Consider the following 24,377-nt stretch of genomic DNA (forward strand, 5'->3'; position numbering starts at 1 on the left):
GGTTGTTCCTCCTTAACCGAGCTTCCCGTCTTTCATGAGCCCCGTAATTAACTCGCTGAACAAACTATTCGCCCACGCGAACCATGGCCGCGTGAACTGCGCCGGATCGTCGACGTGGAGGCCTTCGTGCATGAAGCCGGTGCCGGCGTCCGTCCGCTCCAGCATGGCGACGATGCGGCCGACTTCCTCGTCGGACGTGGACGTGAGGGCTTGCATCGTCAGGCTGATCGGCCAAATATAACGGGGCGGCGTGTGCGGACTGCCGATGCCTTCCGCGGCCGTGCCCCGGTAGAAGTAAGGATTGTCCGGGCTCAAAATAAACCGGCGCGTATTCAGGTACACCGGATTCGAAGCATCCGTATACCCGAGATACGGTATCGCGAGCAGGCTCGGCACGTTCGCGTCGTCCATGAGGGCGTAGTGGCCGTACCCGTCGGTTTCGTAGGCGTACATCGGGCCGTGAACCGGATGACGGTACACGCAGTACGTCTCGATGCCGTAGCGGATGTCATCCTCGAGGCGCGCGGCCCAAGCGGCCAAATACGCGTCCTCCATCACGGTCTCCGCAATCTCGCGGACGTAGCCGAGCACGACGGCGGCGAACATGTTCGACGGGATATGGTAGCCGAACGTGCACGCGTCGTCGCTCGGCCGGAAGCCGCTCCACACCATGCCGGTGTAGCCGACGGGCATCCCGCGTCCCTGGTTGCGCAGCGTGTCCTGCGCCGGACAGTTCGTCCGCGAGAAGCGGTAGTCCGACTTCTCCATATGATATTGCTCGGTCTCCATCAGGCGGAGAATGGCGCGGATGCTCCGGTCGAAGCTGCCGCGGAACACGGCGTCGCTGCCGGTCTCCTTCCAGTACAGATAGCTCAGCTGGATCGGGTAGCAGAGCGAGTCGAGTTCGAATTTGCGCTCCCATACCCACGGATTCGTCTCGGCGAGATCCTCGTCCCAACGCTTGCCATTGGGCTCTTCGTTGAATGCGTTCGCGTAAGGGTCCATGCCGATGTACAGAAATTGGCGTTCGATCAAGCCTTCCACGATGCGGCGCAGATCGGCGTCCTCGCGGGCGAAAGGCAGGTACTGCCGCACCTGCGCGCTGGAATCGCGCAGCCACATGGCGGGGATGTCCCCGGTGAAGACGAAGCTCGTGCCGTCATCGAGCAGTTTGGTCGTCGTCTGGAGCGTATTCGGAAAACAATTGGCGTATAGCTCGAGCAGCTTCGGCCGATGGGCGAGCGAGACGCGCGCGGCGTCCAGCTGCTTCGCGATCGAAGCGGGCAATGGAATGGTCATGCGGTTAACTTCCTCTCCAGCCGCCGGAGGAGCAGCGGACGGCACGAAGGCCGGTCGGCTCCCGCAAGCGGTCGATGATTGATGTGCGGAATGGTTATCGTCGTTAAAAATTCGCGGCTTCTGCGGCTGATGGGGGCAGGCTTAATCCCGCGAACCGTTAACGGCGCAAATCGATCTCGAACGTCTTGATCTCGTACGGTTCGAGCACGAAGGCGACGGCGGCTTCCTCGCGGAATTCGCTCTCCGGCCGCTCCATCAGATTCGTCTCCCGCCACGCGGCGATGCGCAGATCGCTCGTCAGGACAAGCGCGTTGCGGCTGCCGGAATAGTCGTGGACGCGGACGATGACGCGGTCGGCATCCTCGGCTTTCTTCACCGCGGAGATCATCGCCGTATCGCCGGAGAGCGCGAACATGGACAGGGACGGCATCGCGGCTTGACCCGGCGTTGCCGCCAGCGTCGCGTTCAGCTGCCACGCTTGCTTCACCGTGCCGCCCGCGAGCCAATCGCCCTCATGCGGCAGCAGCGCGTACGTGAAGCGGTGTTCGCCGCGGTCCGCGTCCGGGTCCGGGTGCGTCGCGCTCTTGATGAGCGTCAGGCGCATGACGTTGTCCTTGATGTCGTAGCCGTATTTGCAATCGTTCAGCAGGCTGACGCCGTAGCCGCGGTCCGACAGGTCGGCCCACTGATGGCCGACGGATTCGAAGCGGGCCCAATCCCAGCTCGTGTTCCAGTGGGTCGGGCGTTTGACGTTGCCGAACTGCACGTCGTAGGTCGCCTCCGTCGAGCGGATCGCCACCGGGAAAGCGGCCTTCAGCAGCTGCTGGCGCTCCTGCCAGTCGGCTTCCGTGACGAAATCGATGCGGCGGCTGGACGCGTACACGATCATGTCCTGCGTGACGGTCGAGCTCATATAGCGCCAGCGGAAACGGACGACGGCGCGCAGCGCGCCCATTTCTACGACCTCGATGGACGCGCAATCTTGAATTTCGCGCATCTTCTCCTGGTAGAACAAATCGATATCCCACGCCTCGTGTGCCAGCGGCTTATCTTCGAACACCTGGAGCACATTGCCGCGTGCGCCTGGAGCCAGCACCTCGCGACGGGCTTGCTTGTCGTAGACCCGGGTAATCTGGCCCGATTCGTTCCAAGCCAACGCGTAGAACGGCGTCTCGATGCAGCGGTCCGATAGCATGAACGGCGCAGGCGACGTTGCGGCAGGCGCGGCGGCCCAATGAATCGTCGCATAGCCGAGCGCCGGGACGTCCGCCGTTTCCACAAGCCACTTGCCGTCCGTCAGCTGGGCGGTTAGCGGCTCGCCGGATGCATTCGTCCAGCGCCCATCGGGCGGCTGATCGACAGCGGGGATCTCAACGAGGCCGGTCACCGACCACGGGGAGGAATTCCACACCGTGTAGGCGCGGACTTTCGTACCGTCGTCGGCCGGCTTGCCACTGCCCGGGATTTGGCTCGCGAGTAGCGAGGCTGACGAATGGACGGCATCCTCAAGCTTCGCGTCATGCTCCGCCAGATCGGCGCCGGCGGCGAATTCCTCGGCCGCTAGACGCAGCACTTCGCTGGCGCTGACGTTCGGCGCGGCATGTCCTGCTTCGTACGCCGAAGGCTTGCCGTCGTTCGCATGGGTGTTCGCGACCCTACCCTCGAGCGCGCCGGCCCCCGCAATGGACATTCTCGCCCCCGCATCGATCCGCTTCACGATCGCTTCCGCTTCCGCATACTCGACTCGGCTATCCTCGTACACCTCGCGGATCGAGGAACCGGGGATGATGTCGTGGAACTGGTTGCGCAGGATGATTTTCCACCCCGCCAGCAATGCGTTCGCGTCATAGCGCGACCAATCTTCGCATAGGACGCTATCCAGCGCGCCGAGCCATTCCGCCTCGCGGTAGGCGAGCTCCAGCTTCCGATTCGCGAGCTTGTTGTACGCTTGGCTCGTGTAGGTGCCGCGGTGGTATTCCAGGTACAGCTCGCCGTCCCACGTGTGGATGTACGATTCGGTCTCCGCCACCGTCTGCTGCAGTCGCTCGAAATAATCGTCGGCGCGGCCGGTCTTCACGTTCGGCAGACCCGGCATTTTATCGAGCCTGCGGCGCATCTCCAGCATTTCGCGGTTGACCCCGCCGCCGCCGTCGCCATAGCCGTAGGAGAGCAGCAGCTCTTGGTTCATCTCTTTGTCGCGGTAGGCGTCCCAGATGCCTTTGACCGTCTTCGGAATGATCTTGCCGTTGTACGTGTAGAACCACGAGCCCGGCTCGGACCACGGCTCTGGCGTCGTAATGAAGTGGGTGAGCACCTCGGAGCCGTCGATGCCGCGCCAGCGGAACGTATCGAAGGGCATCCGGTTGTATTGGTTCCAGCTGATTTTGGTCGTCATGAACGTGTGAATGCCGGATTTCTTCAAGATCTGCGGCAGCGACCAGCTGTAGCCGAACACGTCCGGCAGCCACAGGTAGCGGCATTCCGTGCCGAACTCGTCCCGCAGGAAGCGGGTGCCGACGAGCAGCTGCCGCACGAGCGATTCGCCCGAAGTCAGGTTGCAGTCCGCCTCCAGCCACATGCCGCCGCCGGCTTCCCAGCGTCCTTCGGCCGCGCGCTGCTTGATCATCTCGTACAGCTCGGGATAGTCTTCCTTGACGTAGTCGTACAGCTGCGGCTGCGTCTGGAGGAACGTGTACTCCGGGAACATCTCCATCAGCCGCATGACGGTGGAGAAGGAGCGGGCGCATTTCTCGCGCGTATGCTTCAGCCGCCACAGCCAGGCGACGTCGATATGGGTATGGCCGATGCAGGTGACGGTCACGTCCGAGATGCGCTCCATCGCCTCCAAGCGCGCGCTTAAGTCGGCTGCCGCCGCGTGCGCGGAAGCGAAGAACGCCTCGCTGCCCGGCACGGACCAGTCGATCAGACGGAACGCTTGGTCGAGCGCCTGCAGCAGCTTCGTCCGCTCGGGCGCGTTCGCGTCCAGCACTTTGAGCGTCTCGAGAATCGCGGTACCGGTGAACACGAGGTCGTCCAGCTGCTCGTCGAGCCAGCACAATTCGGCTTGTTTGAACACATGGGTTTGGTCGCGAGGCACGCCGCCGCCTTCAAGACCCGACCAGAGCCGGAATACGAAGGACTTGCGCTCGCCCGCCGCGGAAGGGGGAAGGAACGTTTCCTTATGGTTGGAATCCACGCCTTGGTAAGGCTTGCCGTCCCAATAGAAGAGCGATTCGAACCCGGAGTTGTTGCCGGCGCCGGTATCGCCGAAATCGAATAAGCCGAGGAACCTTCGGTCCGCCCAGCTGGATGGAATGTCGGCTTCGGCTTGGAGCCACAGATATAAGTCGCGTCCGCTCCAGCTCTCGCCTTGGGCGAACGGCTTCCAGCCCGCATCTTCGCCGGGCATGGACGGATTGATGTCGGGACGGGTATCTTCGCAGGACGAAAAGACGTTAAAGGGCATGCGGTCCCGGTAACGGAGCACGGACAATTCATGAATGCGCGCTTGGAGTTTGTGTTCGGTCAGAAACATTGGGTCAGCCCCCTCGGTGAAGTAGGGGGTGAACGAAATAGGGGGATCCAAATCGGGTGAAGCGTCTTGCGGAAATCTAAAACAACGTTCATAGGGGAATGAGGCCATTATAGCCGGAGGTTCGGAAATTGGTCAAATGGATTTTGCGGGCGGGGGAGGCGGACGTCGTGAAATTGGAAGCAAGAGCGGCTTTTGCGAGCATCCGGTATTCAAGAGGAAAAGCGCGCCGTTCGGGACGGGGAGGGACGGAAGCGGCCGGGACAGTGACCGTGTGAAGGAGACTGCGGCTGCATGGCCCCTCGTTGCGCGTTTTCCGAAACCGGTGTTACACTGGGGGACAATCGGGGCAAGGGAGGCGGCGGAGCGCGAATGTCCAAAATACGGACCTTTTACCATAACCACCTGAAGAAACGGATGTTCAACCAAATCCTGCTGCTCTACTCGCTCGTCATGGTGCTGCTGCTGATCGGCTTGTCGGTGCTGGCGTACCGCTACTACGAGCAGCGGGTCGTGCGCGAGCAGATGGACACGAGCCTGCAGGAGCTGGATATCGTCAGCATCAGCTTGAACCAGCAGTACGAGCGGTTGTACGACGCGGTGCAGCAAATTTATACGGACGCGCTCATCGGCGAGGATTTGAATTACTTCCTGACGCATGACTACGAGGCGTTCATCAAATGGCGGCTGAACCAATATGTCCTCAGCTACCGGACGGAGCGAAGCTCCTTCGATTACCGGTTCCGCCTGCTGCTCAAGGACGAGCCGGCCATCGCCAATATCGTGCTGTACAGCGCGGATCAACGGTATTTCTACGTGCTGAACCGGGACACGCAGCATTTCTATTACGAGCCGAAGGTGCCGGAGCGATACCAAGACTGGTTCGAGCGGGCGCAGAACGATCCGTGGCTGTTCACCGGCGAAGAGCCGCTCTTCGGCGATCGGACCGAGGCGGTCGATGCGCCGTACGGCTATGTCAACGTGCTGAAGGACCCGGTCACGCTGCGCAAATACGGGGCGGTGCTGTTCGAGCTGAACACCGACCGGATCCGGGAGCTGGTGCGCGGCAAGTTGAACGGCACGGACAACCGGATCATGCTCATGACGTCGCGGGGCGAGGTCATTTTCGATTCGGCGGGCGATAGCGAGAATACGGTCTACCCATACTGGAACGAACTGCATACGAGCGCCGACTGGGCGAACCTGGAGGAGCGGGCGAAGGTGCAGCTGCTCAACATCGGCAACACCGGGATGGTCGTCGCGGCGATTACGCCGAAATCCCAGATCGAAGCGAGTCTGTCCGCGATCCGGCTGGCGCTGATCGGCATCGTGCTGCTGTGCATCGTCGTCAGCTCGGCGGTGACGTTCACGATTATCCGGCGCTATTCCAAGAAAATCCGCAAAATCGTCATTCACATGCGGCGGCTCCAAGAAGGCGACCTGAGCAGGCGCATCGTGCTGGACGGCGAGGACGAGCTGCAGCAGATTTCGCAGAGCTTTAACTACATGTGCGACCGGCTGGAGGCGTATATCCAGAGCGTCTACGTGTCCGAGATCAAGCAGAAGAACGCGCAGCTGGTGGCGCTTCAGGCGCAGATCAATCCGCATTTTCTGTACAACACGCTCGAGAGCATCCGGATGAAGGCGATCAGCTCCGGGGCGCGGGACGTCGGGCAAATGATTTACATTCTGGCTACGATGTTCCGGCATCTGATCAAAAAGCAAACCCATGTCACGCTCGCCGAGGAAATGGAGCTGTGCGGCATGTATCTGGCGCTGTTCCAGTACCGCTACGAATCCAAGCTTCGGGTCGAGACCGACGTCGACAAAACGGCGGCGCGCGGCATCGTCGTCAAGCTGCTCGTGCAGCCGATCATCGAGAACTACATCGTGCACGGGTTCCGCGCGGACGCGTCGGACAACGTGATCGCGGTGACGGCGCGCGAGGAGGACGGCCGCATCGTCATCCGGGTGAAGGACAACGGGCGGGGCATCGAGCCGGCGAAGCTTGCGGACATCCGGCAGTCGCTCGCGGACGCGGGCATGCTCGATTCGGGCTCGGGTTCGGGTTCGCTCGGGCTGCGCAACGTGCATGAGCGGATTCGGCTCAACTACGGCGGGGATTACGGGATGACCGTCGACGGCGCGCCGGGGGAAGGCTGCGAGGTGACGCTGCATATTCCGGTCATAAGGGAGGACGAAATGCGATGAGAACGGTATTCCTGGCGGACGACGAGCCGTTGATCGTGGAAGGCATGCAGGCCATTATCGACTGGGACGCGTACAATCTGAAGGTGGCGGGGACGGCGCCCAATGGATTGGAAGCGTTAACCAAGCTCGGCGAGCAGCCGGTCGACCTGCTGATTACGGATATTATGATGCCGCAGATGACGGGGCTCGAGCTCATCCGCGAAGTAAAGGCGCGCAGTCCGCAGACGAAATTCATCATCCTGAGCGGGTACGAGGAATTCGGCTACGTGCGCGAGGGCATCAAGCTCGGCGTCGAGAACTACCTGCTCAAGCCGGTCAACATCGAGGAGCTGGAGGCGACGATCCGCCATATGCAGCACGATTGGGAGCGCGAGGACATCCGCCGGCTGCAGATGAATCAGGATTGGAAAATTCTGCGCAACAACATCCTGCAGCGGTGGGCGCAGGAGACGATCGATGCCAAGGAATTCCGCGAGCGCGCGCAGCTGCTCGGCATTCCGACGGGCAAGGCCCGCTACAGCGCGGCCGTGCTGCGGGTTGTAGCGGACCGAGAGGGAGAGGCAGCCGAAGCCGCGGGCGAAGGCGCTAGCGGATACGCGGGCGGGATACCGGCGCTAGCGCATCATCCGTCTGCGCTGGCGGAGCTGTGCGAGCGCGCCGCGCCGGACACCGTGCCGGACAGCGGGGAGCTGCTCTGCTTCCCGGACCATGACGAGGACTTGATCGTCATGCTGGCGGACGGCGACGCGGAGCCGGATGGCTGGGAGCGGGAGGCGCTGAGAAGGATGAAGCAGCGGCTGGCGGCGGAGACGGGCGCGGCTGTTTGGTGCGTGCGAGGTGCGGCAGCGGATGCCCACGACGGCTTCGCGGGCAGCTTCAAGGCGGCGAAGCAGTGGCTGCAAGACCATCTCTTGAGCGAGACGGAGCCCGAGATTGCGGAGGCGGGAGACGAGGCAGCGGCCGGGGAGCCGGCGGACGGCTCGATGCGCGGTCCGGCGCTCGACCAATTCCACCAGCTGCTGCGCGATGGCGATCCGGCGGCGATCGACGCGTTCTTGGACGATTATTTTGCCGAAGCGGGCGCTTACCGGCCGCTGCCGCGGGCGCCGTTCGTCAACGCGGCGATCGCGCTCATGCTGGCGGCAAAGGAGCTGGAGCCGAACCCGGACTATGGCGACATGTTCGCGCCGCTCGCCCGCCTCCATACGCTGCGCGGGCTGCGGGAGCGGACGAAGACGCTCGTCCGGGACATCCTCGGCTCGCTTCAGGACGCGGAGGCCAAGGCGGAGCATAGTCCGCACGTCGCGGCCGCGCTCGACTACGTGAAGACCCACTACCGGGAGGAGCTGTCGCTCAAGACGCTTAGCCAGAAGCTGGGTCTGCACCCGAACTACCTCGGCCAGCTGTTCCAGCAGGAGGCGGGGACGAGCTTCTCGGATTACGTCAATCAGTACCGGGTCGAGCGCGCGACGCAGCTGCTGCTCTACACGGACAAGAAGACGGCCGAGATCGCGGCAGACGTTGGGTATTGGGACACGTCGTATTTCTACCGCCAGTTCAAGAAATACGCGGGCGTGTCGCCGACCGAGCTGCGGGCGATGTATCAGAAGTAGCGAGCGGCGGCAAGGCGTGCTGCGTGTGCCGATAGTGGTGTGAACGCGACTATTGAGTGGTATGCGGAGCAAGTGTGCGCCAATTGTGGGCAGAGCGCGACTATAGGGCCGTCAGCGGGGCAGGTGAGCGCCAAAAGTAGGCTGAGCGCGACTATTGGACGGTATGCGGAGCAAGTGTGCGCCAATAGTGGGCAGAGCGCGACTATTGAGCGGCGTGCCGAGCTGTAGGCGTGCAGCACAAATCCATACAGGGGCGTCCCCGCTATCAGCTTCGGCTGATGGGGGAGCGTCCCTTTTTCCATACGGGCGGGAATTGCGAGGGGGCTAACCGAGTTTCCTCATACGCGCGCAAGCTTCAGCAACCAGGAAGAGTTTCGGTCCAGCGTGCGGGTATGTCGCGCTCTGTTGATGACCGAGATGTTGAGAAAGATCCGGACGCCGTCTCCGGTTCGGTTGTTGAAAAGCACTTTGTTCGGCTGCAAATCTCCGGCGCCGCCACGGGCCGTGAACGTTCCGGTTGAGGGCAACGCCTCCGCCTTGAAGACGAATGCATCGTTGGACAACAAGAAATTCTCATCGCACGGAAATAACCGCACGGAAACTGTAAAACCACCGTCAGCCCAATCGTCGTGGAAGGCACACTAAGCCTCACAGACGAAGCTCGCAGCCAACGTATCCAATGCCTGTCCACCATCCAAAAACCCAGCAACCGCGCGGATTCCCGCCTCTTTTCTCTATGAAAAATGAAAACGTTATCTTTGATTTCTCCACGTCGGCCGAGCATTTTTCAACTATTCGGCGCGGCCTCGCGACTCCCATAATAGGGGCAAGGGTGAACGAAAGGATCCATTGCACCAATGTTAAGGCTTGCGCCAAACCGCGCGTCGATTATAGGGGATCGGCAGACGGGGCGGGCAAGCGGATTCGCGAAGCACAAAGGAGGGAGCAGCCGTGCCTGGCATCTTGAAGAGTCTGCTGAAGAACAAGGCGTTTCTTCTGATGGTTCTGCCGGGAGCCGCGTGGTTTATCATTTTCGCCTACCTGCCGATGTTCGGGACGATCATCGCGTTCAAGGATTTCCGGATCCATCCGGGCGGGTTTTTCAAGAGCGTCTACGAGAGCGATTGGGTCGGATTCAAAAATTTCGAGTTCCTGTTCTCGACCGACGACGCTTATATCATCACGCGGAACACCATCCTGTATAACGTCGGCCTCATCGCGCTCGGCCTGGTGCTGGCGGTGACGCTGGCGGTCGTCATGAACGAGCTGCTGAACAAGCGGCTGGCGAAAATGTACCAAACGGCGATGTTCATGCCGTACTTTCTGTCCTGGGTCATTATCAGCTACTTCGTCTTCTCGTTCCTGAACGTCGAGAAAGGCGTGTTCAATCAAATTCTCGCGTATTTCGGCGCAGATCCGGTCAGCTGGTACAACGAGACGAAATATTGGCCGTACTTCCTTATCCTGCTCGGCTTGTGGAAGAGCGCCGGTTACGGCAGCGTCGTCTACCTCGCGGCGATCGCGGGCATCGACAAATCGCTGTACGAGGCGGCCATGATCGACGGGGCGAGCAAATGGCAGCAGATCAAGAGCATCACGCTGCCGCAGCTGAAGCCGTTGATGATCATTCTGACCGTGCTCAACCTCGGCGGCATTTTCCGCTCGGACTTCGGTCTGTTCTACCAGGTGACCCGGGATTCCGGCGCGCTCTATCCGGTTACGAACGTCATCGACACCTTCGTCTACCGGGGCCTGACCATCATGGGCGACATGGGGATGAGCACGGCGGCGGGGTTGTACCAATCGTTCGTCGGCTTGATTCTCGTCCTGACCGCCAACTGGGCGGTACGCAAAATTGAAAAAGATTATGCCGTATTTTAAGATTCGGCAAGGGGGTGCTTGCAATGGCTGACTTGCGCGAATCGATCCCGCAAGGGGCGGCCGCGATGCCGTCCAGGCGCAGGAAACGCGATATCGGCGGCATCTCGCCGCTGTGGAACGCGGTGTTCAGCGCGGCGATCGGGCTGTTCGCCCTCTCCTGCGTGTTCCCGTTCCTGTTCATTATCATCATCTCGCTCACCGACGAGAAGGCGCTCGCAATCGACGGTTTCTCGATCATCCCGAGCAAGTTCTCGCTGGAAGCTTACCGCTTCCTGATGCAATCCGGCCAGCAAATGCTGCAGTCGTTCGGGGTGACGGTGCTCGTGACGGTCATCGGCACGATTCTCACGCTGTATCTCGTCTCGACGTACGCTTACGCGATCTCGCGCAAAAACTTCGCGCAGCGCCGGTTCTTCAGCTTCCTCGCCTTCTTCACGATGCTGTTCTCGGGCGGTCTGGTGCCGGGCTACATCGTCATGACGCAGTTTCTGCATCTGCGGGACACGCTGTGGGCGCTCATTTTGCCCTCGATTCTGAACGCCTTCTACATCATCGTCATGCGGACGTTCTTCGCGACGACGGTACCGGACGCGATCATCGAATCGGCCAAAATCGACGGGGCGTCGGAGTTCGGCATCTACACGCGGATCGTTCTGCCGATCTCGCTGCCGGGCATCGCGACGATCGGTCTGTTCAGCACGCTGGGCTTCTGGAACGACTGGTTCAACGCGCTGCTCTACATCGACAGCCCGAACCTCATTCCGCTGCAGACGCTGCTCATCCGCATTCAGAACAACATGGATTTCGTCGTCACCAACAGCAGCAAGGTCGTCTCGTACGACATTGCCGCGACGCTGCCGACGGAGACGGTGCGGATGGCGATGGTCGTGCTGGCGACGCTGCCGATCGCGCTGGCGTATCCGTTCTTCCAGAAATATTTCATCCAAGGGCTGACGATCGGGTCGGTCAAAGAGTAACGCGGTTGCACGCAAGATTGCGTCCGCCCATAATGGGCGGTTCCAATACGAATACTTATCCTTAAGGGGGAGACGTATGAAATCGAGAAAAATGATGCTGACGCTGGCGGCCATGATGCTGGCATCTACGACGGCGCTCGCCGGCTGCGGCGGCAACAACGAAGGCGGCAACGCGAACGCGCCGAAGAACGAGACGAACAACACGGGCGGCAGCGCGGCCGGCGAAGCGAATGCTGGCGGCGAGGACGAAGCTAAGCTTGATCCGGCGAAGCTCAAGGTGTACATGATCGGCGGCCCGCAGCGGGATCTGCCGCAGGTGCAGGACGAGATGAACAAATACCTGACCGAGAAAATCAATGCGACCGTCGACATCACGATGATCGACTGGGGCGACTACTCCAAGCGGATGCAGGTCATCACGACATCGGGCGAGAACTTCGACATCGCCTTCACGTCCTCGTGGGCGTTCGACTACCTGCCCAACGCGACGCGCGGCGCATTCATGCCGATCAACGACCTGTTGGACAAATACGGCCAAGGCATCAAAGAAAACCTCGACCCGCGCTTCCTGAGCGGTTCGCAGATCGACGGCAAGAACTATGCCGTGCCGGTGAACAAGGAGCTCGCCTCCCAGTGGGTATGGCGCTTCAACAAGCAGTACGTGGACAAATACAAGATCGACGTGACGAAGATCCGCACGCTCGAGGATATGGAGCCGTACCTGAAGCAGATCAAGGAGAGCGAACCGGCCGACATTACGCCGCTCGCCGTGCCGAAAGGCTTCAAGCCGTACGTGCCGTTCGACTTCCTGCTCGGCGACGAGTTCCCGGTCGGCATTAACCTCAGTGACAAAGAAGGCAAATACGTTAACATTCTTGAATCCGCCGAGCTGAAGAGCTCCCTGGCGACGATTCGCAAATACTACCAAGCCGGCTACTTGCGCAAAGACGTGGCGACGCTGGACGGCATCGACAACATCAAGACGGGCAAATGGTTCGCGGACCGCGAGCAGACGCAGCCGTACGCCGATCTCGGCTGGTCCCGCAGCGCGGGCTACGACATCGTCTCGAACCCGATGCAGGACCCGGTTATCTTCACCGGCTCCGCGACGGGCGCGATGCACGCGATCTCGGCCAACTCCAAAAATCCGGAACGCGCCATGATGTTCCTGAACCTGCTGAATACCGATCCGTACTTGCGCAACCTGATCAACTACGGCATCGAAGGCACGCACTACAAGAAATTGTCCGATAACGTCATCGAAGACCTGCCGGCGATGAAGGACGGCTTCCAAATGCCGGGCTTCGCCCTCGGCAACCTGTTCCTGACGTACCTGCACAAAGAAGATCCGGCCGACAAGTGGGACGCGTTCAAGAAGTTCAACGACTCCGCGATTGTCGCGCCGAGCTTCGGCTTCAACTTCAATCCGGATCCGGTGAAGACGGAAGTCGCCTCGATCTCCGCGATCGTGAAGGAATTCTATCCGTCGATCATGACCGGCTCGGTCGATCCGGACGAATATTTGCCGAAGGCGATCGAGAAGCTGAAGGCCGCCGGCCTCGACAAAGTCATCGCCGAAGCGCAAAAGCAATACGACGCGTGGAAAGCGGCGAACGGCAAATAAGCAATGCGATGCGAATGGAGCGGCAGCCGGAATGGCTGCCGTTTCTCGCATTTGGCGGAAGGTTTAATCGAAGAGGGCTCGGTGTACGCGGATGGATGCCGAAGCTCGAGAGGAGACGGGACGATGAGCAAAACCATAATATTTTACGACGCTAACTTTCCGATCGATAACGCGCGGCCGGGGGCGGCTGAGGTAGAGACACTCGCGAAAGGGGCGGTCATCGCGGATGCCGACGGACTGGCGGCGGCGCTGCGCGGCGCTTCCGGCGGCAGCTTCGTCAATCTGCACGCGCCCTATTTCCCGAAGGCGGCGTGGACCGCGATCCTGGATTATCTACGCCTGGGCGGCGGACTCGTCAGCCTCGGCGGCATTCCGTTCCGCGTGCCGGTCGTCCGCTCGGGAGACGGCTGGACGTGCGAGCCGAAGCAGACCGCATACCATCAGCAGCTGCATATCCATGAGGCGTTAAAGGTTAACGAGGCGAATATTGAACGCTATGAAGCGTCCGGCGACATTCCGGTCGCGGCAGCCATGGCGGAAGCATGGGAGAAAGCGCCGACGTACGGCCTCATCCTTCACGTGACGAAGCTGAGCGATCATCCGCACGAAATGGGGACATCCGGCCCGATGGACGGGCGGATCTATCCGCTGCTCAAGGGGATTACCGCCGAAGGGCGGGAGATCGCGGCCCCGATCGTGCTGCTGGAATACGCGCGCGGCGAGTTCGCGGGCAGCCGCTGGATGATGGCGAACCAGGCGCTTGGCGAGCGGTTCTGGCAGGGCGGAGGGGCGCAGGCGGTAGCCGAGTGGGCGGCTTTCACCGCGCGCGGCGTGACGGACATGTGGCTGATGCCGCTGTACGCGAGCTATGACGAGGGCGATCATCCGGTGTTGAAGCTGCAGGTGCAGGCGTTGGGCGGGAGCGGCGTAGGTGGTGCTGGGAAGAGCGAAATCCGTTGGCAAGCGAGTCTGAGCTTCCGCCGCGTATGGGGCAGGACCGCGGACGGCGCGACATCCGCGATGGCATCCGGTTCTCCGGCTGGGCGATCTGACGCGTACGCGCTTTCCTCGGATGCGGTTTTAACCGAGCCGTCCGAGCCGCCCGTCTGGACGCGCGACTGGAGCGTCGCGGCGACGGATGAGCTCGCCATCGAGCGCATCCGGATTCCGGTGCCGATGACGCCCGGCTACTATGAAGCCGAGCTTACGTTGACGAGCGAACACGGCGAGCGGCGCGTGCTTCGGCAGGGTATCTGGTGCCGCGACGACGCGCTGCTGGCGGAAGGCAGCTTCCTTACGTGCGGCCCGGATTATTTCGAGCGCGACGGCAAACCGGTGCCGATCGTCGGCATGACGTACATGACGTCGGACGTGGCGCGCAAGTTCCTATTCCTGCCGAACGCGTCCGTCTGGGACCGCGATATGGCAACGATGAAGAAGGCCGGTATTAGTCTGATTCGCACCGGGATTTGGACCGCATACCGGAACTATATGTACGAGGATGGTCACGCATCGGAGGAGACGCTGCGCGCGATCGACGCGTTCCTGCTGACGGCGAAGCGGCACGGGCTGGAGGTGACATTCACGTTCTTTTCCTTCGCGCCGGAAGCGTGGGAGGGGACGAATCCGTATCTCGATCCGCGGAGCATCGCGGCGCAGAAGCGGTTCCTCGCCTCCATCGTCTCCCGCCACCGGGAGAGCAAGCATGTCCACTGGGACCTGATCAACGAGCCGTCGGTATTCGATCCGAAGCGGATTTTCGAAGGTCCGCGCACGGCCGGCGATCCGTACGAGCAGCGCGCGTTCCGCGCTTGGCTGCGGGAGCGGCACGGCGGCGGCATCGAAGCGGTGCAAGCCCGCTGGAACATGACGCCGGAACAGCTGCCGTCGTTCGAGGCAGTCATGCCCCCGGAGGCGGAGGACATTAATTTCGACGTGCAGGATATGCGCTCCGGCAAGAAAGGGACGCGCTGGCTCGACTATTCGCTGTTCGCGATGGAGATGTTCAACCGCTGGGCGCGGGAGATGAATGCGACGCTCCGCGAACTGCAGCCGCGCCAGCTGATCACGGTCGGCCAGGACGAGGCGCTCGGCGCGCAGCGGCCGACGACGCACTTCTATGCGCCGATCGCGGATTATACGACGAACCATTCGTGGTGGCTCAACGACCAGCTCGTCTGGGATGGCGTCTTCTCCAAGATGGAAGGCAAGCCGAACCTCATTCAGGAGACCGGCATTATGTACGTGGAGACGCCGGACGGGCGGGCGAAGCGATCGGAGGAGGAGCTGCGCGACCTGCTCGAACGCAAGTACGCGTACGCGTTCGCGACCGGCGGCGCGGGGGCGGTGCAGTGGATTTGGAATACGAACTATTTCATGGACAACGTGAACGAATCCAATATCGGGGCGCTGCGCGCGGACGGGACGGAGAAGCCGGAAGCGGACGTCAGCTGCGATTTTGGACGGTTCATGGCGGAGATCGGGGAATTGTTCCGCGGTCGGCAAGCGGCGGATGTCGCGGTCGTGTTCCCGTACAGCAACGATCTGGGCAACCGCCGTCTGGCCGCGGAAGCGACGAGCCGGTTAACCCGGGTGCTGAGCTACGGGATGAACGTGCATTTTCGCGGCGTCGGGGAATACCAGCTGGAGGAGCTGCGCAGGGCGCCCGCCCGGCTGATCGTCGTGCCGAGTCCGCATAACTTCAGCGACGAAGCGTTCGATACGCTGATGGACATCGTTGGGGAAACGGGCGCGACACTGCTGTATACAGGGCCTCTCGGACTTGATGCATATTGGCGCATACAGCCTCGGGCAGTCGAGCATACGGGCCGTACGCGGGTAGCGAACGTGCTGCGCGAGGAAGCGTTCGAGCTGGACGGCGCGGTTGTGCCGACGTCGTTCGGTCAGCGCAAAATCGCCGAGCTATGCAAGGAATCACCGATGATCGCGGACGGAAGCGGCGGCGTGATGCCGAAGGTGCTGCAGTGGCCGGTCGGGCGCGGACGCGTCATCTGGTGCGGTCTGCCGGTGGAGCTCGGCGAGCGGACGGAGGCGATCGCGCGGTTGTACGAGCACGCCCTGGCCGAAGCCGGCGTGAAGCGGGAACTGGAGTGGCTGGAAGGCGGCGACAACGCGGGTCTATACGGGAAGAAGCTGCGTTTCGCGGACGGCGCGCTGTATATTTTCGTATCGGAATATGCGTATCCGGCGGCTGTCGCGGTACGCGATCCGGAGCATGGCGGGACGTATCGCCTGGAGCTTGCGCCGGGGCGAATCGCGATGTTCGCGGCCGGACGGGACGGGGAGATTCGACAGACGTATCGAAGGCAGGTTATTGCGTCTACTCTTGCGTAAGCTGCCGGTTGAAGTCTGACGCACGCCGCGGCAACGCCGATTGGTGTCAGATGCCATCGTCGTCTCTTGATAAGGACATAACCAAATCTCTCCTGTTGTCGCGAAATCCGCGACTCTCTCAAAAAAGAATCCAATGGTAATTTATGCCGTACTATCGGTATAATTAGTAACTACCACCCATTGACAGGAGAGATTCGCCTTGACGTCCTCATCCCTTCCCCAGCATGAACCTGTGACCGCCGATCCCCGCGCCGCCGTGCCGCTGCCGGGGCCCTATGCGCCATCGCCCGCCGTCTTCCCGACGCCAGCGAAGAGCGTGTGGACCAAACTGGCCTTCTGGATGCGTTTGACCGCGACGTTCAGCCTCGCATTCGGGTTGTTCCAGCTTGCGGTCGGTCTGCTGAATTTCGGGCTCGGCACGATCGCCGGCATCGTACAGATCGCGGTCAGCATTTGGTTGTTCAGAATGGGGGCGCAGGCCAAACGAATCCATCGCCAGCCGGGGAACGAGCGTGAGGCGGCGCAGCTCATGGAACGCCTCGTCACCTATTTCCGTCTGCAGGCCGTGTTCTTGGTGGCCTTCGGGTTCGCGGTCGTTATGCTCGTGCTGGCGGTTCTGCAATTCATGACCGATTGGGATTGGCTCATTCGTCTCATTAATCACGGCAAGCAAGCGGATAAGCTGATTATGAAGGCCGAGTCGTGGTACGCGATCGTCCGAGATTGGTTGTCCTGAAATATTGGATCGGGGAGCAAGCATGCATAAACACAAGCGAGCGGCAGCCGAATAGGGCTGCCGCTTTTGGCGTCACGCGTGGAGGCGATGTGACGAAATATGGGGTGTGCGGCTAATCCGAGTAAGCGACCGCATTGAAGCTTTCCGGACCGACGCGAACGCAGCCGATGGTTGAGAATAGCACAAGCGAATAGACGAGCTCATTCGAAGGCGGATACGGCACGTTGTAGTCGGAGATGGTGATATTCAAAATTTGGATGCCTGAATCTAACGGGGTGAGCGGAATCGCTTCGTTCCCGACTACCGTCTCGTCCGGGGCGATCCCGCGAACGACGCTCAAGAGAACGACCTCGCCCGGCGGAATCTCGGTCGGCAGGCTAACCGTGGCGATTCCGTTCAGGATAACCCGGATGAGGTCTCCCGCGCCCGTGACATTCAATCCGATACTGCCGATGACGGCAGATGTATTGGCCGCGAGCGGGATGCTGATGGAGTCTGCGAAGCTGGCGTTCTGGGACGTTCGCGCATCTAGCAATTTCGTCAATCGTAACACCTCCCGGTTCATATATTCATAGCGTATTCGGGAGAGAGAGGATTGGTTCGGCTCGTCCGCGGAGCGGATGGTTCTATATTGTGAGGGGTCGGCATCTGCTAGTGGCTATTACAATTGAGGCATAATACATGGCGGAAAATACGAAACATTCGGCGCGCGATTTGCTCTTTTTCCAGATGTGTCCAGCCGCTATAATGAGCTCAAGGACAGCGGGAGACAAGGGAGAGCGGGAACATGGACGTGCATTATGGGGCTTGGAGTCGGTACTACCGTGAGAATAAGACGCGGTTGCGCGAGCTCGACTGGGACGACCCTTATCGGCTGGATGAAGCCGAGTACAAGACGATCGCCGGTTCCATCCAACAGTTCCAGATCGGGGAGAGCTCCGAGGGGAAATACTTGATCGAAGCCGCGAAGCGTTATCTGGCCGGACGCCGCGACCAGAGTTACTTGGAGTCGCTCATTCTCTTTATTCAAGAGGAACAGCGGCATGCCCGTGAGCTCGCCAGATTCATGGAACGGCAGCACATCCCGCGGATCCGCAGCCATTGGGTGGACGGCGTGTTTCGGAAGCTGCGCAGATTCGCCAGCTTGGAGCAGTCGATCACGGTGCTGCTGACGGCCGAAATTATCGCGAGCGTCTATTATATCGCGTTAAGGCAGGCGACCAAATCCCCTCTGCTGATCGGCATCTGCGACCAGATTCTAGCCGACGAAGCGAAGCATGTGGAGTATCAGTGCGTGGCGCTGGGCGAATTCGCGCGGCGGCGCGCCAAGCCGATGAATCGGGTGGCCGGATTGCTTCGGCGGGTGCTGCTGACGGGTACGCTCGCGGTCGTGTGGTTTTATCACGGCAAGGTTTTCCGGGCGGGCGGCTATCGCTTCGCATCCTTCTGCCAAGGCGCCTTCGCCGTGTTCGACGAGGCGGAATGCCGAATCAACGCTTGACCTTCGGCACCCTTGCGGGTGCTTTTTTTGCATACAAGAGCATTTATAAGCGGAATTCGAGAGAGAAAGGACATATGTCCTTTCTCTGCGACCGGTGAATCGCTTTTAATAAGTGAAGCAACTTATACGATGAGGTGAGACAACAACATGGGCGCTATATTTGCATTTTTGGGCGGAGCATTCATTACGCTGCAGGGTGTGGCGAACGCGCAGATCAGTCAATCGATCGGCACGTGGCAGGCGGCGGCGCTGACGCAGTTCACCGGTTTCGTCGTGGCGCTGATCGTGCTGCTGGCCATGCGCGACGGGAAGCTTGGGGATTACGGGCGGGTGAAGCCGGGTTATCTATTCGGCGGCGCGTTCGCGGCATTGATTATTTTCGGCAACGTGAAGGCGATCGAGGAGATCGGCGTGACCATCTCGAGCGCATCGCTTCTCATCGCGCAGCTGGGTTTGACCTTCGCGATCGACAGCAACGGCTGGTTCGGCGTGGCGAAGCAGCGCATGCGCTGGCCGCATTTCGCGGGCATCGGGATGATGATCGCGGGCGTCGTGATTTTGAGCGTGTAGAGACGTAGGAAGTGAAGGAGGCGCGCGACATGTCGGAACCGATGGACACGCTGCTGCACGAATACTTGCGCGATCCGCAGCTGGCACAGGTGTTCCCCGATGTGCTCGTTCCCCATATGTCGCTGCGCCGGTTCGAGCAAGGGGAGCTGGTGTGCGCCCAAGGGGAGCGGATCGAAGAGCTGTTCGTGCTGGTGAAGGGGAAGCTGAAGGTGTATACGAACACGGCGGAAGGCCGGACGTTGGTGCTATGCTTCAAGACGCCGCTTGAAGTGATCGGGGACTTGGAGTATTTCAGCGAGACGGATGTCCACAACACGGTGGAGGCTGTCGGGACGGTCCATACGATCGCGATTCCGCACAAGTGGCTGCGCAAATACGGGCACGATCACGCGCCGCTGCTGGATTTTCTGCTCCGCATTCTGACGCGCAAGTTCCTGGTCAAATCCAGCTCGACGAACCTCAATCTGCTGTACCCGGTCGAGGTGCGGCTGGCCAGCTATCTGCTGTCGGTCTGCTTCGACGAGACGGATGCGGATTTCCGCGGTCGTCTGCCGGTGCGTCGGCTGAAGGATGCGGCCAATTCGATGGGCACGAGCTACCGGCATTTGAACCGGGTCATCCAGCAATTTATCGAGTCGGGATTGATCGAGCGGGAAGACGGTCATCTCGTGGTGCTGGATAAAGCGGGGCTTCAGGTGAAAGCCGCCGATCGCAATATATATGAATAGGTGGGAGAACGAAGATGATACTCGGATTGCTGCTTGCGATGACCGCGGGCGCGCTGGTCAGCGTGCAAAATATTTTCAACAGCAAGGTCAATGAACGGACGGGATCGTGGGCGACGACGACGCTCGTCCTGGGGATGGGATTTCTGGCGTCGCTGGCATTCGGGGTCGCGTTCGAAGGAAAGGCAATGTTCCGGCTCGAGGGGATGCAGACGTGGTTTTATTTTAGCGGTATTATCGGCGTTGGGGTCGTCACGTGCTTGGTAAAAGGTATTCGGATGCTCGGACCGACGTACGCGATCGCAATCGCGCTGACGGCCCAGCTCCTCATTGCGCTCGTCTGGGACTCGCTCGGGTTGTTCGGTGTAGAGCAGGTGCCGTTCACGCTGAAACAGCTGATCGGAGTGCTCGTCATTATCGGCGGCGTCATCGTGTTCAAGCTGGGCGGGGCAGAACGTTCATCCACAGCTTCATCCACAATATCCACAACTCCACATGTGGATAAATCGTGAATAACTAAGGTTGTGTAAAGGTAGGATGCGCGGTGAGTGAGCTGAATAGGATAGCGTATGTTAAGGCGGCCGCCATTCGTGGGGCTGCCTTTGCTGCGTGTTGGGGAGGAGGTGGGTAAACAGATCTAGAGCAAGCATTGTAAGGGGGGACTTAACAATTGGGAATAAGGGGAGAGGGCAGAATGGGCGGGTTGCTCGGAGGAATCGGAGGCGTGGTCGCGAAGTAGTAGTTAATTGGTAAAAAGTGTATGTTATTTTCGGAATAGTGAATCGGTGAGCGTGAAAGGCAGGGGAACGGGATGGATCAAGGGATGAAATCGCGGTTGGACGGTTTGAAGGATAGGGAGGCTAGGCGGCTGCTTCGCGAAATGGTGGGCTTGGCGGAGAACGCCGCGGACGCAGAGGAGACGGAGCGTCTGACGCTGGCGGACGATCTGCTGGAGCTGGCGTATCGATATGTGGAGCAGTCGCAGGGGATGTTGGCGGAGTCCGATGCGTTACGCCTGAACGTGCACCTCGTATTCAGCATGTCGGACGCGGGATCGTTGAAGGTGACGCTCAGCAAGCTTGGGATGCGGCAGAAGAGCCAGGTGCTCGCTTTTGACGATCAGTTCTCGGTCGGTCCGATCTGGCAGTTAGACACGAAGGATGGGCAGCAGTTTCGCGACCATTGGTTGATGCAGCATGTACCGGATTTGGGCTATTGGCTTTCGAAGAACCGAGATCATCGGATCGGACGCATGCTCGAGACGCTCTATGCGATTCCGGCGGACAAGACGATCACGATCTGGTGCGCAGACAATGCCCACGATCAGACGGGCTTGCGGTTCGCGCTGCATCTGCTGAGAGGGCGACGGCAGCCGATCAGGATTGCGAACGTGTCGGAGATGTATTTGGTGGCGTTCGGTGATGTCGGCAGCCGGTTTGAGGCTCCTTTCGCGCAGGGACAGATGGGGCGTGAGCAATACATAGAGTTGGTTCGGCGGAGCGAGGATCTTCCGCTGTTGGTAGAGGAAGAGCGGCTGAGATACGAGGCGGAGTGGCTGGAGCTTGCGAGCGGGCAGCGGGCGTTGCGCTTGTGGCGGGATGGTCGGATCGTAAGCTGTGCGGTGGACGAGTTGGATGAGGTTATACTGGCGATGGTGGCGGAGCTGCAGGCGGCGAGCGAGGCAAGGGCGTACGTGAAGGCAGGGACGCTGCTGGTTAGCTTGCTCGAACGCGAGCGGCAGGCGCTGGGGGATTCTTTTTTGCAGGAGCGGTTGTGGCATTTGATTGGGGAAGGGAAGCTGGCGTTTAGCGGGTTGCCGGGGGCGGTGCATCGGTTTGGTGTGCGGGTGGTGTGAATGGCGCAAGACCCGACGAAGCAGAAGCTGGCCGGCAAGCGGGCGTTAAAGATTAAACGCAGTGAACCGTATCACAATAGGACGAAATTGGCTTATTGCATAGGGTTGCCTTGCGCTGCATTCGAGACAGTCTCCCAGGCTTCCCAGGTAGCTAGACGGTCAGCATAGATGCCGTGCGCCATAGGTAAGACTTCCGAGCCGAGCGCAAATCGTAGTGGGGGTTCCGCTGCGTCCATGATCTTGTTTGATGATTGCAAGTCAGCTACGAAAATAAGTGGAGTTAGTTTGTTCTGATATTGGAACGTTCCACGCTCTAGCCAGTGTTTCGGCCCTGCGATTGCAATTAGAAGGGAACTGCTCCACGGCAGTTCCCTTTTGCGTTTTTTCGCCGGGCGAGCACTTCGGTTGTCGAGATGGACAACCAGTAAAAAGAAATATTTGACAGGAATAACCGATTCCGTTATGGTATGTTACAAGACCAACATACCAACATACAGTAAGATGCGACATTACTCTAACATTGGAGGCAAACATCATGACTAACTTTGATGAGGGGCAGCCGATATTCCAGCAAGTCGCCGACCTCATTGAGGACGACATCCTGATCGGCACCTACTTGGAGGACGATCAAATCATTTCGGTCAGCCAGTTCACAAAGACCTTCCACATCAACCCGGCGACCGTCGTGAAGGGAATTAATCTGCTCGTGACCGAAGGGACCCTGTACAAAAAGAGGGGGCTAGGCATGTACGTTGCAAAGAACGCAAAAGAGATCATCATGAAAAAGCGACGCGATCGATTCTTAAACGAACAAGTAACCAAGTTGCTGGATGAAGCTTATAAGCTGCAGCTAACGGAAGAGGATATTATCCGGATCATCAGGGAGAACAGGAGGGGGCATTAAGAAGATGAATCGGATTTTCGTTTGCAATAACCTCAGCAAAAAATACGGAAGATCCATGGCTTTACGCAACGTGAACATGGAGCTTGAAGAGAACGTCATTTACGGCCTTCTCGGTCGCAACGGCGCAGGGAAGACGACCCTTCTGAATATTATCAGCGGCAGTATCTTCGCGGATACCGGGGAAATTGAAGTGGCCGGCAAGCTGATAGGACACGGGGGAATTCCAAGGGAACTGTGTTACGTAAGAGAGAAAAGTTATTTCTATGGCAATGCGCGTGTGGTGGAAATATTGGAGATGGCCTCGGCATTCCATGAGAACTGGGATTGGGACTATGCTAGAGAGCTAATGAAGACTTTTCATCTGGATGGTAATAAGAAAATCAAGCATCTCTCCAGAGGGATGGAGTCGACCGTAGGCAATATTATTGGCCTTGCTAGCCGCGCGCCGCTTACGATCTTCGACGAACCGGTGCTCGGATTGGACGTTCTCATGCGAGAACGATTCTATCAGGCGTTGATGAACGATTATGCCTTATATCCGCGAACGATCTTGTTCTCGACTCATCTCATTGACGAAATCGCTACCGTCGCGGAGAAGGTATACATCATGGAAGCGGGCAAGATCTTACTTCATGAGGAAGTGGAGAATTTGCAAGCCCGTTCCCATCTATTAAGAGGCCCCAGCGGGTATCTGGATGCATTCGCCCAAGGCAAAAGGGTGATCTATCGAGAGTCTTACGGAAGCGGCGGGGGCATCGCGGTGCTGTTCGATACGATTACCGAGCAGGAGAAGCAAGAGGCGGTCAGGAGCGGGATTTCCTTCGACGAGCTGTCCCTGCAAAAGCTGTTCGCCTATTTGGCAGAGGGGGGATTAGACAGTGACAAGGGCTAAGATGGCTGCTCAGGTGAAAGCTCATTTTTTAGTGATTAGATTGTTTTTGTTCATTGTGACAGGCATTGCATGTCTTACTTTACTTATCAACGGGGTACTATACACCCTTGTCGACACATCTAGCAATACAACGGTCTCGTCCGGCAATATTTTCTGCATTCTTCTTATTGTGATGGCGATTATCGTTCCGACAGTCTCGTTCAAGAAACTGATCAATCTCGGAGCGACGCGGACAGAGTACCATTGGGGGGCCGTCGGATTCTATGCGATATGGGCAGCGGGGATCGCGGCGTTCAATGTCCTCTGGTTAGGACTCGAAGAACACGTGATCAATGATTATATTCGAACGTACAATATTCTTGACATTTTTCATTGGAATGATTTCGGGTATATCGGAAACTTGCTCTATCAGTTCGCAGCTTACATGATGGCGGTCTCGCTTTTTCACTTCCTCTTCTCCGGAGTTCGGAATTATATCGGTTGGATCATCGGAGCGCTCTTGATCGCGGCAATCCCGGTCAGTCTGTCGATTGAATCGCTGAGAGACAAAGTTGCCGACGGATTCTCGTTCTTGTTGTTCAACGACGTTCTATGGGAAGGCTTGGCTCTTAATCTTGCGCTTGCATGCCTCTTCGTTATGGGGAGCTGGTTGTATACTCGTAAGCGCGCATTATAACACGATATGAAAGATGATAGGGGGATG

At 59.4% G+C, this 24,377-nt stretch carries 19 protein-coding genes; 15 read left to right on the top strand and 4 right to left on the bottom strand.

The window, feature by feature from the left end:
• Window positions 1-12: 12 nt before the first annotated feature.
• Window positions 13-1,299 (bottom strand): glycoside hydrolase family 125 protein, encoded by a 1,287-nt coding sequence (locus BCM02_RS30360; RefSeq protein WP_148932889.1) that lies wholly within the window; start codon window positions 1,297-1,299, stop codon window positions 13-15.
• Window positions 1,300-1,456: 157 nt separating this feature from the next.
• Entirely contained in the window at window positions 1,457-4,834 is a 3,378-nt protein-coding gene (locus BCM02_RS30365) for an alpha-mannosidase (RefSeq protein ID WP_148932890.1), read from the bottom strand.
• A gap of 369 nt (window positions 4,835-5,203) precedes the next feature.
• On the opposite strand from BCM02_RS30365, the gene BCM02_RS30370 reads away from it, so the two are divergent.
• Both BCM02_RS30370 and BCM02_RS30375 read left to right on the top strand, forming a co-directional pair.
• On the top strand, window positions 5,204-7,042 hold the full coding sequence (locus BCM02_RS30370) for a sensor histidine kinase (protein ID WP_148932891.1): 1,839 nt from the start codon (window positions 5,204-5,206) through the stop codon (window positions 7,040-7,042).
• On the top strand, window positions 7,039-8,655 hold the full coding sequence (locus tag BCM02_RS30375) for a response regulator transcription factor (protein WP_148932892.1): 1,617 nt from the start codon (window positions 7,039-7,041) through the stop codon (window positions 8,653-8,655). The genes BCM02_RS30370 and BCM02_RS30375 overlap by 4 nt, the downstream gene beginning before the upstream one ends.
• A 338-nt stretch (window positions 8,656-8,993) precedes the next feature.
• Here the strand turns inward: BCM02_RS30375 and BCM02_RS30380 are convergent, their stop codons facing one another.
• Entirely contained in the window at window positions 8,994-9,218 is a 225-nt protein-coding gene (locus BCM02_RS30380) for a hypothetical protein (RefSeq protein WP_148932893.1), read from the bottom strand.
• A 388-nt stretch (window positions 9,219-9,606) separates the two neighbouring features.
• Here BCM02_RS30380 and BCM02_RS30385 point away from each other — a divergent pair, with 388 nt between their 5' ends.
• From BCM02_RS30385 to BCM02_RS30405, 5 genes are all read left to right on the top strand, one after another.
• Window positions 9,607-10,536 carry an ABC transporter permease gene (locus BCM02_RS30385; protein ID WP_148932894.1) on the top strand — a complete coding sequence of 310 codons (930 nt, stop codon included), beginning with the start codon at window positions 9,607-9,609 and terminating at the stop codon, window positions 10,534-10,536.
• A gap of 23 nt (window positions 10,537-10,559) precedes the next feature.
• Entirely contained in the window at window positions 10,560-11,513 is a 954-nt protein-coding gene (locus BCM02_RS30390) for a carbohydrate ABC transporter permease (protein ID WP_148932895.1), read from the top strand.
• Window positions 11,514-11,589: 76 nt separating this feature from the next.
• The gene (locus BCM02_RS30395) at window positions 11,590-13,137 is read left to right on the top strand and encodes an ABC transporter substrate-binding protein (RefSeq protein ID WP_148932896.1); all 1,548 of its coding nucleotides are present in this window, start codon (window positions 11,590-11,592) and stop codon (window positions 13,135-13,137) included.
• Between the two features lie 123 nt (window positions 13,138-13,260).
• The gene (locus BCM02_RS30400; RefSeq protein WP_187434492.1) at window positions 13,261-16,491 is read left to right on the top strand and encodes a beta-galactosidase; all 3,231 of its coding nucleotides are present in this window, start codon (window positions 13,261-13,263) and stop codon (window positions 16,489-16,491) included.
• 199 nt (window positions 16,492-16,690) lie between these two features.
• Entirely contained in the window at window positions 16,691-17,227 is a 537-nt protein-coding gene (locus BCM02_RS30405) for a hypothetical protein (protein ID WP_148932897.1), read from the top strand.
• Between the two features lie 112 nt (window positions 17,228-17,339).
• On the opposite strand, the gene BCM02_RS30410 is transcribed toward BCM02_RS30405, so the two are convergent.
• The gene (locus BCM02_RS30410; protein ID WP_148932898.1) at window positions 17,340-17,771 is read right to left on the bottom strand and encodes a hypothetical protein; all 432 of its coding nucleotides are present in this window, start codon (window positions 17,769-17,771) and stop codon (window positions 17,340-17,342) included.
• Window positions 17,772-18,014: 243 nt separating this feature from the next.
• On the opposite strand from BCM02_RS30410, the gene BCM02_RS30415 reads away from it, so the two are divergent.
• From BCM02_RS30415 to BCM02_RS30455, 8 genes are all read left to right on the top strand, one after another.
• Window positions 18,015-18,728 (top strand): ferritin family protein, encoded by a 714-nt coding sequence (locus BCM02_RS30415; protein ID WP_148932899.1) that lies wholly within the window; start codon window positions 18,015-18,017, stop codon window positions 18,726-18,728.
• Between the two features lie 147 nt (window positions 18,729-18,875).
• Window positions 18,876-19,298, top strand: coding sequence for a DMT family transporter (locus tag BCM02_RS30420; protein WP_148932900.1), 423 nt, complete (start codon window positions 18,876-18,878; stop codon window positions 19,296-19,298).
• A 29-nt stretch (window positions 19,299-19,327) separates the two neighbouring features.
• Window positions 19,328-20,026, top strand: coding sequence for a Crp/Fnr family transcriptional regulator (locus tag BCM02_RS30425; protein WP_148932901.1), 699 nt, complete (start codon window positions 19,328-19,330; stop codon window positions 20,024-20,026).
• Window positions 20,027-20,040: 14 nt separating this feature from the next.
• Complete coding sequence (locus BCM02_RS30430) at window positions 20,041-20,535, top strand: DMT family transporter (RefSeq protein WP_148932902.1); 495 nt, start codon at window positions 20,041-20,043, stop codon at window positions 20,533-20,535.
• 311 nt (window positions 20,536-20,846) lie between these two features.
• A complete protein-coding gene (locus tag BCM02_RS30435; protein WP_148932903.1) occupies window positions 20,847-21,878 on the top strand; it encodes a DUF1835 domain-containing protein in 1,032 nt (343 codons plus the stop codon).
• A gap of 535 nt (window positions 21,879-22,413) precedes the next feature.
• Window positions 22,414-22,782, top strand: coding sequence for a GntR family transcriptional regulator (locus BCM02_RS30445; RefSeq protein WP_148932904.1), 369 nt, complete (start codon window positions 22,414-22,416; stop codon window positions 22,780-22,782).
• A gap of 4 nt (window positions 22,783-22,786) precedes the next feature.
• Entirely contained in the window at window positions 22,787-23,674 is an 888-nt protein-coding gene (locus tag BCM02_RS30450) for an ABC transporter ATP-binding protein (protein ID WP_148932905.1), read from the top strand.
• The gene (locus tag BCM02_RS30455; RefSeq protein WP_148932906.1) at window positions 23,661-24,350 is read left to right on the top strand and encodes a hypothetical protein; all 690 of its coding nucleotides are present in this window, start codon (window positions 23,661-23,663) and stop codon (window positions 24,348-24,350) included. The genes BCM02_RS30450 and BCM02_RS30455 overlap by 14 nt, the downstream gene beginning before the upstream one ends.
• Window positions 24,351-24,377 lie beyond the last annotated feature (27 nt).

Source organism: Paenibacillus methanolicus (assembly GCF_008124765.1).
In the GTDB taxonomy this organism is placed as follows: Bacteria; Bacillota; Bacilli; order Paenibacillales; family Paenibacillaceae; genus Paenibacillus_Z; species Paenibacillus_Z methanolicus.